Source organism: Bartonella saheliensis, assembly GCF_902162175.1.
Window position 1 is genome coordinate 17,473 of record NZ_LR607199.1, and the last position, 13,657, is coordinate 31,129.

The window sequence follows — 13,657 nt, forward strand, 5'->3', positions numbered from 1 at the left end:
CAAGATTTTAACAAGAAAGTATCAAATGGAAAATCGAAAAAAAAGATCTCTAAAAGAAGATATGTAAAAAATAGGTTATAGAGTTCTTTTCATTAAGAGAATCAAATAATCTATTTATGCTTTATCTAAAGTGCTTTCATATAATGCATTATAGAATTTTCTTGATAGTAAGAGGAATGGGTAGAGTATTATTTTATAATACAGGAAGCATTATTTAGATATATTTTAAGTTATATTGATAATTGTTAATATATTTTCATCATTAAAAGCCAATGTAAAAGAATATATCACCCTTTAAATTTTTTATTCAATGCTTTTAATCTCTTTAATGAATAATAATAAAAATATGGAAAAGAAAAAGGAGGATATCAATTTTATAGTGTTTATTTTTTTATTTTTCATGCAAGAAAAATTATTTTTATCATTTTTCGCTTACTCCCTATCTTTATCTTTTAAGAATACAAAAGAGCTCTTCGTTTTTTTAGTAAAAATGCTCTTGTTGATGAAGTGTATAGACATTAAGTATTACGTGGTAGGATCTTTAATCATCATGATTGATTTTAATCGCTTTTGTAGATTGAGATGACAGTGTGATGAGCTGGATTTGCAGGTTTTGTGCAAAATACGGTACAAAGTAAGTTCGTATTTCATTAAAATAACGTATACACCCTTCCTGATATGCGTAGGTTATGGATATAGAAGGGTGCATTATAAAAGTTTTTACTACTTTTTGTTAAGATGTATGATGGTGTATGCTAGAAATCATAACTTAAGCACTTCACCATCATAACAAAAATGATATCAACGCATTATGGGGAAATATTTCAAAATATTCCAATTGTTTTACTGAATACCAAAAGGTGATTGAATAAATAATGCCCTATGATCGAATTTTTCGTCCTATCCATATAAGAATACAGGCTCCTATAAAACCTGAAATAAGATAACCGAGCCAACCAGCAAAACTTACGCCTAAAAGACTAAAAAGGAAGCTTGCTAAGGCGGCGCCAATAATTCCTAAGATAATATTTAATAATATTCCTGTTTGGCTTTTCATAATATACTGTGCAGCCCAACCTGCAACCGCGCCGATAATGATAGCTGCAATCCAACCGATATTTGCATTTTCCATGATACTCTCCTTTGCCTGAATTTAGATTGTAACTAGAGTAAACTTTGTAAAGATCAAGGTTTATTCCCTTTTTACCCAGTGAAAAGGATATTTTTATTAAATACTTTACTTATTGATTTCCTATATATTGAAATAATATATAATATTTATATCAGTGTATAATAAAATTATTATTATTATATATAAAAATTTTTAATTTATATAGAATATATTTAATTAAGAATATGAATAAAAAAGAAAATACTTTAATAATTTATAAAGTTTATTTATAAGAGCTTTAAAATAAGCGTTTTATCCAAAGTTTTAAAAAATAATTGTGATTAAAACAATAAGCCAAATGAATATTTAAAGCTTTTAAGCTTGCCAAATAAGTTTAATCTCTACAAAGATTGATACAAATGTTTATGGATATAAACGGTGTAATTAGGGGAGATTTTGCATTGCTTATTGGGATATTTCTTTACTTTTTTAATCCTGTGAAGTGGACGCTTTTTTACAAGGTGAATTTAGGCTGGCACGATCATACTTTTTGCCATTTCCTTACACCCCCTCTTTCAAAGCTTCCAAGCTTCATTTTATGACGCTGTTCGTAAGGGGTGATAAATTCATTGAGGTCCCCCATCTATAGGCATCATAAAAGAGTAGGTCGATATATCACACACTTGCTCTGAATAGTTCTTGGTTCCTAAGACAGTTCATAAGAGGTGCTTTTTTAGTCCTTTTTTGTATCATCTTATTCCACGCAGAATTATTCGCATTTTAATGTGTAAGTGAATGGTTTAGATTGATTTAATAGAGAACGGCTTTGGAATGAAAGGATCTTCTTGGGGGGATCATTCAATATAAATGAGTAAATTATCATTATAAATCAATCTATTGATTTATATGAATCACAGTTTTTGCGTTGAGAGAATGAGACCTTCTTTGTTCAAGAGCTTGGGTTATGGGGCAAATCGCTTAAGTGCAAGCAAATAATTTTAAGAAATTCATTATGAATAGATTAAAAATGAAAGAAATTTATACGATTAAAGAGAGCTCATTTAAAACTTATTACATCAATATATTAAGCAAGATATTTGAAGGTTCAAAATTGAATAATTGATGGAATGTGTTTTATTTTATAAGTTTAAGATTTTTCTATCTGTTCTTCAGCAGGATTGCGTAGGCGCGAACTTTGAAGAAGCCCTTGTTCTTCTAAAATAGGGTAGATCATTGAGGTCAACAGAGAGTTAATTTGTTTAAGGTCACGGACAGTATCAAGATGAAGGCTGGATGATTCTATATTTTTAAGATCTCCTTCACGTAAGCGTTTAAAATGTTTTAAACTCATCTCTTTTTCTAAGTTTCTTAGTTGATCTTTTTTTTGCACCAATAGATGGGCCGTGTGGGTGTCACGGGAGACGAGAACATTAAATGCGATATGCGCGTTGGCCAGTACAATGGCATGGAAACGAAGGAGATCATCCCAGCCTTCGTTGCTGAACTTTAGATTTTTTTGTTGTTTCTTTTTAATCAACATCAGCATATTGTGAATAATGATATCGCCTGCTTGGTCTAATTTTATACAGGCGCCTAAAAGTTCTTGTGTTTTAAGAGCTTCTTCATCTGATAATTTTTGTCCTGCTAATCGTGCAAGATAAAGTTTGATGGCGATATGTTTTTTGTCCAATATGATGTTTAGTTGATTGAGCTCAGCAATAATATGGGGATTTGGCTCTTCATAAAGTCCCATGATTTTTTCCAACATGATGTCGACAAGATCACAAATATGAATAACTTCACGCATGACATTGGAGAGCGCTAAAGCTGGGCGTTCAAGAACGCTATCATCAAGAGCTGTTTGATCCGATAAATTAAGCGTTTTATCGGTTTGCGTTTTTTTTGTACTCATATGAACGATTTGAGTGGTTAATTTCAAAATCCATTTTGAAAGTGGTATTCCAGCGAGGAGAATGAAAACATTAAAAATGATATGGGCGTTGATCACTTGAGTAGGAGCGTTGTTGCCAAGCCATGTGATGGGTGGTTGAAAAGACAGATATAAGATTAGCACAAGGATTGAACCGGCGCCACGCATGAGTAAATTCCCCAAGGGAACAAGGCGGGTATTGGGAGAAGCATTGCGCGTTAAAAGCGGGGCTATAAGAGAAGAGCCAAAGTTGACACCAAGAACCATGATAACGCAAAGTTGTGTATGGATAAGGTCGTAGTTGGCAAAATTAACCAGCAAAATGATTCCTGCAATGGATGAATGCAAGAGATAGGTTAAAGCTGCAGCTAACAAAAAAGTTGAAACAGGATCGGTTGAAAGGTAACGAATAATGCTCGGCAAAATTTCGCTATCTCGCAAAGGTTCTGTCGCTGTACTGATCATTTGTAAAGATAAAATCAAAAGACCAATACCGATGACAATACGTCCTATTTGGCGCCACTCACGTTTTTCTGTTGTCATGAAGATACAAGTACCGATCAAAAGACAAAGGGGAACAACAAGTGTGAGATCGTAGGTGAGAATTTTAACAACGAGTGCTGAACCTAATTCTCCTCCACGTACAGCCATAAGTCCTGCTATTCCAGAGACAAAACCAGATTCAACAAAAGAACCAACGAGAAGCGTTATGGCTGTAGAGCTCTGTAAGATCATCGCTGTAAAAAGCCCAAAACTTACAGCAAACAGTGGTTTTGAAATGACGTGGCGCAGGTTATATTTAAGTCTGTCACCATAGGCGCGTTCAATTCCTGTGCGCACCATGCGTGTTGCCCAGAGAAGTAAAGAAACAGCGCCAGCAAGATGAAGGAGTACCAATGAACCATTCATGATACTTTTTCTTTCTCTTTTGTTTATGAATAGGGTTAATTCAAAATTGATAACTTGAAGTTTATTGCTTTTACTTTACTTTTACTTTGAATGCTTGATTAAAATCAGAACCGCTTGGATTTTGAAAAACCTTTAGACCAAAACAGTGAAGAATGGAATAAAGATGGTCAAAAATATCACCTTGAATTTGTTCATAGTCTAGCCAAACAGTAGTGTTCGTAAAGCAATAGATTTCCAAGGGTAAACCATTTTCTGTAGGGGGCAATTGTCGGGCCATAAAGGTCATATTGGGGTTGATGTTGAGATGCTGTTTGAGATAAGCAAAAACATAAGCACGAAAAGTTCCAATGTTGGTTAAACGGCGTGTATTGGCGACAACATCATGATTTTTATCTAATTGAGCATTCCATTGATCAATTTCTGCTCTTTTTTGCGTGAAATAATTTTCTAGTAAATTAAATCGGGAAAGATATTTTTGTTCTTCTTCTGTGAGAAAATGGATACTAGATTGATCAATAAAAAGGGAGCGCTTGATGCGTCTGCCACCTGATTCTTGCATTCCACGCCAATTCTTAAAAGGGTCGGTTACAAGTTTGCGGATCGGTACTGAGGTGATGGTGTTGTCGAAATTTTGAACTTTAACAGTATGAAGGGCAATTTCAATAACATCACCATCAGCACCGAGATTGGGAATTTCAATCCAATCACCAACACGAACCATATCGGTGGATGAAATTTGAATACCGGCAACAAGAGAAAGAAGTGTATCTTGAAAAATTAACATGAGAACTGCGGCCATTGCACCAAGACCGGAGAAAAGAATAAGAGGGGAACGATCAATTAAGGTGGCGACCATTAGAACGGCCGCAATCGCAAAAAGTGCAATTTTAGCAATTTGAATATAGCCTTTTATCGGTTTTAGTCGGGCTGTTGGCCGTTGCTCATAAAGGATATTAATAATATTGAGACAGGCAGAAATTGTTAGAACAACAAAAAAGATAATGAAGGCGTTGGCAACATTATTGATGACAGTGCTGAATGCATCGGGCAATGTTGGTATAAAATTAACACCGATTGAAAGAATAAAAGCTGAAATGATATTTGCTAGGTATTGAATAGCATTTTTAATATCGGTTGTTGTGTTCTTGGGAAGGAGAGAAGAAAGTTTTTTTGCTCCGTGGATGAGTAATTTTCGTCCTACAAAGTTGATTAAAAGGGCAAATATAGTAAGAATAACAAGCCAAGAAATAGCTTCTAACCACGGATATTGAACAATAAATTCGATCACTTTTTACTCTCCATTTCTAAAATTATAGGCAGTTGATAGATTAAAATTTTACAACAGCTTAAGAGGAAGTCTTGGAATTATGCTCTAAAGTCGTTAAATATGCAAAAAAGAATTTTTAAACTCTGTGAGAGATAATGCGTTTTCCGCCTGATTTTCTTAATGAACTACGTAGCAGACTTCCAATTTCAACAGTGATTGGTCAACGGGTGGACTTTGATCCTCGAAAAAGTAAGCCTTCACGGGGAGATTTTTGGTGTTGTTGTCCATTTCATGGTGAGAAAACGCCCAGTTTTCATTGTAATGATCATAAAGGGCGTTATTATTGTTTTGGTTGTGGGGTCAGCGGAGATATTTTTACCTTCCTGTGCGAGCTTGATGGATTGCATTTTTCAGAAAGTGTCGAGCGTTTGGCTGATTTTGCAGGAATGAAACTCCCTGTTTTGGATCCACAAAGTCATCAACGTCAAATGGAAAAAGCCGACCTTTATGATGTGATGAAGATTGCGACAGATTTTTTTCAATATCATTTACGCGATCAAGAAGGGGCGCAGGCACGTCGTTATCTGGAGGAGCGTGGTGTTACGCAAAAGCTTATAGAGCGTTTTCGAATTGGTTTTGCACCGGTAAGGCGTACAGCTTTGAAAGAAGCTTTAAGTGCCCGTGGTATTTCAATAAAACAAATGGAAGAATGTGGACTTCTCACAGCACATGAGGAGAGGGCAGCTTCTTATGATCGATTTAGAAATCGCATTATGTTTCCTATCGAAGATTTGCGTGGACGTGTGGTGGCTTTTGGAGGGCGTGCGTTAGAAAAAGAGACACGCGCAAAATATCTTAACAGTCCTGAAACAGTGCTCTTTCATAAAGGAAATATACTTTATAATGCGGCAGCGGCGCGCAAAAATAGTCGCTTTGTTGGTGATGAAAAAATTCATTCCCTTCTGGTTGTCGAGGGGTATATGGATGTCATTGCATTGACTAAGGCCGGTTTTGAGGGAGTCGTAGCTCCCTTAGGAACAGCATTAACGGAAGCGCAAATTGAGCTTTTATGGCAGATGAGCAAGGAGCCTATTTTGTGTTTTGATGGTGATGATGCTGGTTTAAAGGCTGCTTTTCGCGTTGCTGATCGGGTATTGCCTCTTTTAAAGGTTGGGGTTTGTGTCCACTTTGTTTTGTTGCCACAAGGAAAAGATCCTGATGAAATTGTTTGTGATGGTGGTGCGCCCCTTTTTTCTTCTTTTTTGCAAAAAGCTATTCCTTTGATTGAGCTTTTATGGTGGCGGGCGACCTATGGAAAGAATTTTGAAACACCAGAGACACGTGCGGCGCTTGAAAAACAACTCAAACAGAAAATTTTTACGATTAAGGATGAAGATGTCCGTCGTTATTATTTGCAAGATATAAAACAACGCCTTTTTGAGTTTTTTCGTCCCTTTTTTTCAAAAAAAAAGAAGGGAGGAGGACGCTATGAACAGGCTTTACCCAATAGGATCTTGAAAGATCAACCCTTTTCTCTGTTAGAAAATTCTGAAATAGTACGCAATTCTTCGCAGGCTATTCCTTTACGTGAAGCTGTGATTTTACTTACTTTAGCTTACTATCCTGAGTTATGGCATGAAAATTTTGAGATTCTCTCTGAGTTAGAATTAAAAAATACACAATTGATGTATTTTCATCAAACGATGTTGGAAATTCTTGGAAATCAGCCCCTTCATGATAAAGAAACAATGGTTGCGTTCTTAGAAAAAAGAGGACAAAAAGCTTTATTAGAGCGTATGAAACATCTTGTGCAAAATATTGGTATGCGTATTATCTTTGCTGGAGCTCCTATAGAAGATGCACGTGCTATATTAAAACAAGCTGTCTACTTGCATCTTCAGGAACACCACCTACATAAGAGGTTACAGGATATTGAAGAGCAACTTATAGAAAATCCTAAGAGTGAGGTTTTTGATCTGCTTCGTGAGATAAAAAATGAGCTGGAAGAGATGCAGGCAACAGAAGCATTAATTGAAGGATTTGGAAGTTGGTTGGATGAAAAAATAGACGGGAATACACAAGATACGATAAAATGATTCGCTTTTTTAGTGCGAATCAGTCACTTAAATTTTAGATAAGGAAGTGTATGTGGAATGACATTTTCATAAAGGTGATAATGAAATTTTAGAATGAATTTTAGGAAAAGCGGGAAATTGGTTCTTAATAATAGGGTACAGAGATTATCTCAGAAGGGCTGAGAGGTGTCGGGGAAACTTCTGGAGTTTTCCCGCGTTTTTGTCTGGATGATAAGTTTATCTGGATATTAAGGCGTATACAAAATGTATTCTTTCCAATAGTAATCTCTTAAAAGGAAGTATATATGAGAAACTATTGGTTGATTTAAGTGAGAACAAAAAAGCTGGTCACATGGAAACTATGGTTACATGGAAGCTATGAAGTGATCGAGTGGAGTTTATGGTATGGCAACAAAGGTTAAACAGAAAGATAATACGGAAGTAACAACCCAAGCGAGTTTGGATAGTCCTCTTCTTGATTTTTCTGATGATGCCATCAAGAAAATGATTAAACTTGCCAAAAAAAATGGTTACGTAACGATGGATGAACTCAATGCCGTTCTTCCTTCCGATGAGGTTACGTCCGAACAAATTGAAGATATCTTGGCGATGTTTTCTGAGATGGGGGTTAATGTTGTCGATGATGAGGATGAAGTTGAGTCCGAAAATTATGAAGATGAAGTTACGGTAGAGGGGGGAGATTTAGTAGAGGCCTCTAGCCACGCACTTGCAACGACAACGAATAAACGCGAAGTAACAGATCGTACGGATGATCCGGTGCGTATGTATTTACGTGAGATGGGAGCTGTTGAGCTTCTCTCACGGGAAGGCGAAATTGCCATTGCTAAGCGTATTGAGGCAGGGCGTGAGACAATGATTGCGGGACTTTGTGAGAGCCCTTTGACTTTTCAGGCCCTGATTATCTGGCGTGATGAGCTAAAAGAACAGCGCATTCTTCTTCGTGAAATTATTGATCTTGAAACGACTTATGCTGGTCCAGAAGCAAAGCAGGCTCCTGTTATTGAGCGAAGTGAAGTTGATAAGATAAAAGAAGAAAAGATGTCTTCTTCTATACGTAATATGGGGGAAAATATAGGAGAAAGAAGCATTGAAGAAGATGATGAAGAAGATGATGATGATGTTAACTTATCCCTTGCCGCAATGGAAAATGAACTTTGTCCTCAAGTTATGGAAACATTGGATTTTATTGCTCAGACCTATGTAAAATTACGCAAATTACAAGATCAGCATGTTGAAAGCAGTTTGGCAGAGCGTAAAGAAGGGGCTCTTACAGCTTCTCAAAAGAAAAAATATATTCAACTAAAGGGTGAATTGATTCAAGCCGTAAAGTCTCTTTCTTTGAACCAAAATCGTATTGAAGCTTTGGTTGAACAGCTTTATGACATCAATAAGAGACTTATTCATAATGAAGGTAAGCTGAAACGAATTGCGAACAGTTATGGCATTGGCCATGAAGATTTTTTAAAGGAATATCAAGGACGTGAATTGGATGCGGATTGGATGAATTATATTGCCGCTTTGCCTGCACCGGGTTGGAAAGAATTTTCAATGCGTGAAGCAAAAGAAATTCAAAAATTGCGGAGTGAAATACAAAATCTTGCGCAAGAAACGGCTATTTCGATTGGAGAATTTCGCCGGATTGTGATGCAGGTGCAGAAAGGTGAACGTGAATCAACCATTGCAAAAAAAGAGATGGTCGAATCTAATTTACGTCTTGTCATTTCAATTGCAAAAAAATATACGAATCGTGGTTTGCAGTTTCTTGACCTTATTCAAGAGGGAAATATCGGTTTGATGAAGGCTGTGGATAAGTTTGAATATCGGCGCGGCTACAAATTTTCAACTTATGCCACATGGTGGATTCGTCAAGCTATTACACGGTCAATTGCTGATCAGGCACGCACTATTCGTATCCCTGTTCATATGATTGAAACAATTAATAAAATCGTTCGTACTTCACGTCAGATCCTTCATGAAATTGGACGAGAGCCAACACCAGAAGAATTATCGAGTAAGCTTTCTATGCCGTTAGAAAAAGTGAGAAAGGTTCTTAAAATTGCAAAGGAACCTATTTCACTTGAAACACCTGTTGGTGATGAAGATGATTCTCATTTGGGTGACTTTATTGAGGATAGGAATGCATTATTACCCATTGATGCTGCTATTCAAGCAAATTTACGTGATACGACAACACGCGTTCTTGCTTCATTAACACCACGCGAAGAGCGTGTTTTGCGGATGCGTTTTGGGATAGGGATGAATACAGACCATACACTAGAAGAAGTAGGACAACAGTTCTCAGTGACAAGAGAACGTATTCGTCAGATTGAAGCAAAGGCACTTCGTAAATTGAAGCATCCTAGCCGCTCACGGAAATTACGCAGTTTTCTCGATTCTTAAATAAAGAAATTGATGTATTTTAATCATTTCCCTTTCTTCTTCATAGAGGAGGAGGTTTGTTACTGTGAACTTAGATGTTTTTTGAGAAACAGATGGGAAGGCTTCAAATAATCTAGAAAACTTACGATATTTAACGTTTTTATAGCTTTGAGGTTTTGTACTTCTCTGTCTCAAAAGAATAGATATAAGCAAAGGGTGGTCATGGAGCAGAGAGGTGAGGGAGGTTTTTTAAGAAATAAACGATAAAATATTATCTTGCCTGAAGCGGTTTGTTTTTTTAAAGATGAGATATCTCAAAAATAAATTTTCGTATAGCGTACTGTCTTTTAAGTGAGAAAGATGTATTCTTTGCAAGAATTATTTACTTGTTTTTACACAACGCATTTTATTCCTTGTCAGTTTACAAAGGGATTTTTCAATGAGTTATATTCATTTGTATGCGCTATTTTTTGAATATGCTTTTTTTCTTCAGATTAATTTTAAGAAAATTGTATGAAGTACGCATTGAGTTGAAGTTTTTTAAGAGATAGAAATCGATGAAATTATAGAAATTAAACTTCTAATTTTTTCTTTTTTATTCATTATCTTCATTAAAAAAGGTGTGCTTAAGTTTATGAGTGGAGAACTTCCTTTTTGGAAAGTAAAAAAATTAGAAGAACTTTCCTTCTCTGAGTGGGAAAGCCTTTGTGATGGCTGTGGTCGTTGTTGTCTCCACAAAGTTGAGGATGATGATACGGGTGATCTCTATGCGACCAGTATTGCTTGTCGTCTTTTAGATGGGGAAACTTGCCAATGTCGAGACTATGTTCACCGTAAATCAATTGTAGCAGATTGTATATCGTTAGATATTACAACAGTTAAAGCCGCGCGTTGGCTTCCTGGAACTTGTGCTTATAAATTAATTCATGAAGGAAAAGATCTCCCATGGTGGCATCCATTGGTATCAGGAGATTGTCAGACGGTGCATAAAGCACATATTTCTGCTCGTGGATCTATAGAGATCTACGAAGATGAATTATCATCTGAAGAAGATTACCTCACTCATATTACTGGTCTCCTATACGAAGGCCAGTGATATGAGTGTTTTATACAATGCTTGGTGATTTAATCAATCGCAAAGACGACAGTGACACTTACATTATAATTTAATTCACCCCCTGAAAAGTTTGTATCTGCGTAGCTTGCATCTGCTGCTCTACTCATGAGACGTGGGGTTGGACGATAGTAATCATCTTTTTCATTGATCTCAATAATTTTTCCTAATTTTAAATCAGCAGCTTTTGCTATTGTTTGCGCTTTTTCAATGGCTTCAGTAATGGCTTTTTTACGTGCTTCTTGATAAAATGGCTTTGTATCTGCATTGGTAAAAGTAATACCATTCACTGAATTAACTCCCAAGGCCATCGCCTGATCAAAGATTTTACCAGCATTACTAAGATCACGAATGCGTACAGTTAAAGAATTTGAAACGTGATAGAGTTTTTCATTATTCTTTTTTTCGTGGGATGATTGATAAATAGATAAACCTGATGTTTGTAAATCATTGGCTTGGATGCCATTATTTTTAAAAGCTTTTATAATATCGTTGATCGATTGATTATTGGACGCTAATGCTTTTTGAGCTGTTTTGTCATGGGTGACAACGGCGAGATTAATAATTGCCATATCCGGTGCCGCTTGACTTTCTCCGATTGCAGTCACTGTAATCGTTGAATCTCTTTTATTTTCTTCAGCATAAGCACGTACAATAGTCAATGAAGTGGCTAAGAGTGTGAATGTTAATATAGCTATTTTAACCAAATAATTCTTCAGTGGTTGAGTTTTCTTTTCTATCATATCTATTCCTTTACATTTGTTATGACTACTCTCTCATTTTTGAGAGTTCTTGTAAAGAAATTAGGGCATTAGAAAAAAAACCAATAGAAAAGAGAAAAAGATGGGTTATAATCCACGTCAGCTCTTGTATCATAGAGCATTTTAGTTTAGAGAGAGACCACCTATATGGGGCCTGTAGCTCAATTGGTTAGAGCCAGCGGCTCATAACCGCTTGGTTGGGGGTTCGAGTCCCTCCGGGCCCACCAATAGGGGATTGCCAATAGGAAGATGAATAACTTAGTAAAAGTTTGAAGATGCTCCTTTCCTTCGTTTTTTGATTTATTTCTCCGTTTGTTCTAAATTGTTTTGTTATTTTTTGTTGCAGTGTTTTTCTATCAGCTATTTCAATATATAAAATGATAATATGCTTTTCAGTCTCATCAAAAAAACGCTTTCATTTGCAACATCGGAACATCTGGATTAATTTAATGTGTGTTGCTGCTTACGTTCTTAATTCATGTGCTGTTGTTTATTTTTTCTGTGTGATGTTTTTCCTAAAGCAGGAGTTTAACCCCTTCATAAGGTGGGTTTATTTATGTTTGTTCATAACAAATGTTCCGAAAAACAGTGAATGTCAATCTACTTTCTTTGAATAATCTCTGTCTTTTGAGATGTTTAAATAACATTTTCTGCTTCATGCTCAAATTGTTATTGAACGCACAAAATCTTTTTTGACCTTATTCTTATAAGGAATCATCCGTATTTCGGTAAATCTTCCATTTTTTATATTAATTGTGAAAAGAGTTTTCTCTTTTCTGAAAAATGACTGACAAAGAAAGTGATTTTTTGTTAGAAAAATATACTTTTTTTCAAAGATTATAATTTTTTATTTCCGTGAGAGAATTTCTTCCTTTTTGTAAATTTACATACAATTTAGCGTGTGGAAATCATAGGTGATGATTCATTTTATTTTTTAAACATCACCATTTTTATTCATGATAGAGAATCAGTATGTAAAGAGTGTTTTTAGAGGGAGATTACCTTGTAAATGCATGACAGGGCTTTAAGGAACATGGCTGTTTATAAGGATTTATTCCTATAATATTATTATATTCTTGTTTTGTAATATTGTTCAAAAAACGTAGATAGCTCTATGTAGAATAAGATTATGGGATATTTTTCTTTTGAAATAAGCTTTTTTTGTGTTCTTTTATAAAGAGTTCAGGAGTATCTTCAGGGATATTTTCACATTAATTTGTTACTGGTCCGAATCACAAGGTTTTCGTAATATTTTTTGCGTTGTTGATAGATCGTACCAATTTTCATAAGAAAGCTGGGACCAAGCGATGCTTTCTTTTTCACCATGCTACATAACCCATAGAATTTTATCTTATTTTATAAAATGAGTTTGTACACAATTGCTTCCATACTGCCTATTGCAAATATTTTTTTCTAAGGTATGAGATATGTTTAAACGCTTTAGCGTTATATAGTTTGACAATATGGAGTGTGACTATGAAGAGTGATGAAAAATTTGAGGCAACTTTATCAGATATTATTGTGAAATGGGAATCTTTATCAACCTCTCAAAAGCAAGCAATATTGGATAGAGTAGAAAGTTCTACAACTGCTTCTCATTCAACAGAACATTTAAAGCCTCAATCTTCTTTTTATCTCCAGACGAAATCAAAGCTATAAGTTTTAAGTCTTCATCGGAGATGTTGAAGCCAGTTATGACATATATGGCGCTAGCATTTCCGAGTGTATTTAGAATAGCCATCAGTTTATCGACTGAAGGTCTCTTTCCTCCTTTTATCATTTGTTGGACATAGTTTTGTCCACATCCTGCTGCTCTACTTATTTCGATCATCGTCCGTCCGTCACTTTTTATCAATTCAATTAAGCGTTGGAACCAATCTTTTTCAGTCTTTGTCATTTTTAGACCTTTACACATTTACGCTATAGCGTTAATATTGCGTCGCGAATCCAGAATATATGATACAAGGAGCGTGAAAATATCCATGCGTAGCTCTTCGCTAATGAAGCATATAGAGTTGTTTTTAACTAATAACAAAATATCCCCATACACTTTTAGATTCGAATCAATAAAAATGGTTCCTTAGTTCCAC

The 13,657-nt window shown here is 35.5% G+C and carries 9 protein-coding genes and 1 tRNA gene; 5 read left to right on the plus strand and 5 right to left on the minus strand.

Annotated features, from left to right (window positions below; all coding sequences use genetic code 11):
• Positions 1 to 880 precede the first annotated feature (880 nt).
• From FS875_RS03010 to FS875_RS03020, 3 genes are all read right to left on the minus strand, one after another.
• A complete protein-coding gene (locus FS875_RS03010) occupies positions 881 to 1,132 on the minus strand; it encodes a GlsB/YeaQ/YmgE family stress response membrane protein (protein ID WP_144752858.1) in 252 nt (83 codons plus the stop codon).
• Between the two features lie 1,126 nt (positions 1,133 to 2,258).
• The gene (locus FS875_RS03015; RefSeq protein WP_144752861.1) at positions 2,259 to 3,950 is read right to left on the minus strand and encodes a Na/Pi cotransporter family protein; all 1,692 of its coding nucleotides are present in this window, start codon (positions 3,948 to 3,950) and stop codon (positions 2,259 to 2,261) included.
• A 70-nt stretch (positions 3,951 to 4,020) separates the two neighbouring features.
• The gene (locus FS875_RS03020) at positions 4,021 to 5,238 is read right to left on the minus strand and encodes a mechanosensitive ion channel family protein (protein ID WP_144752864.1); all 1,218 of its coding nucleotides are present in this window, start codon (positions 5,236 to 5,238) and stop codon (positions 4,021 to 4,023) included.
• Between the two features lie 134 nt (positions 5,239 to 5,372).
• Here FS875_RS03020 and dnaG point away from each other — a divergent pair, with 134 nt between their 5' ends.
• The 3 genes from dnaG to FS875_RS03035 all read left to right on the plus strand — a co-directional run bounded on the left by dnaG (position 5,373) and on the right by FS875_RS03035 (position 10,788).
• A complete protein-coding gene (gene dnaG, locus FS875_RS03025) occupies positions 5,373 to 7,313 on the plus strand; it encodes a DNA primase (RefSeq protein ID WP_144752867.1) in 1,941 nt (646 codons plus the stop codon).
• Positions 7,314 to 7,697: 384 nt separating this feature from the next.
• Positions 7,698 to 9,713 carry an RNA polymerase sigma factor RpoD gene (gene rpoD, locus FS875_RS03030; RefSeq protein ID WP_144752869.1) on the plus strand — a complete coding sequence of 672 codons (2,016 nt, stop codon included), beginning with the start codon at positions 7,698 to 7,700 and terminating at the stop codon, positions 9,711 to 9,713.
• A 613-nt stretch (positions 9,714 to 10,326) separates the two neighbouring features.
• Positions 10,327 to 10,788 carry a YcgN family cysteine cluster protein gene (locus tag FS875_RS03035; protein WP_144752872.1) on the plus strand — a complete coding sequence of 154 codons (462 nt, stop codon included), beginning with the start codon at positions 10,327 to 10,329 and terminating at the stop codon, positions 10,786 to 10,788.
• A gap of 29 nt (positions 10,789 to 10,817) precedes the next feature.
• On the opposite strand, the gene FS875_RS03040 is transcribed toward FS875_RS03035, so the two are convergent.
• Positions 10,818 to 11,549: an SIMPL domain-containing protein gene (locus tag FS875_RS03040; protein WP_144752874.1), complete on the minus strand. Its 732-nt coding sequence runs from the start codon at positions 11,547 to 11,549 to the stop codon at positions 10,818 to 10,820.
• Between the two features lie 168 nt (positions 11,550 to 11,717).
• Here FS875_RS03040 and FS875_RS03045 point away from each other — a divergent pair.
• Positions 11,718 to 11,794, plus strand: a tRNA-Ile gene (locus FS875_RS03045).
• Positions 11,795 to 13,043: 1,249 nt separating this feature from the next.
• Complete coding sequence (locus tag FS875_RS10440; RefSeq protein ID WP_144752877.1) at positions 13,044 to 13,226, plus strand: hypothetical protein; 183 nt, start codon at positions 13,044 to 13,046, stop codon at positions 13,224 to 13,226.
• Here FS875_RS10440 and FS875_RS03055 read toward each other — a convergent pair.
• Complete coding sequence (locus FS875_RS03055) at positions 13,150 to 13,464, minus strand: helix-turn-helix domain-containing protein (protein WP_005773173.1); 315 nt, start codon at positions 13,462 to 13,464, stop codon at positions 13,150 to 13,152. The two genes, FS875_RS10440 and FS875_RS03055, sit on opposite strands and share 77 nt — an antisense overlap.
• Positions 13,465 to 13,657 lie beyond the last annotated feature (193 nt).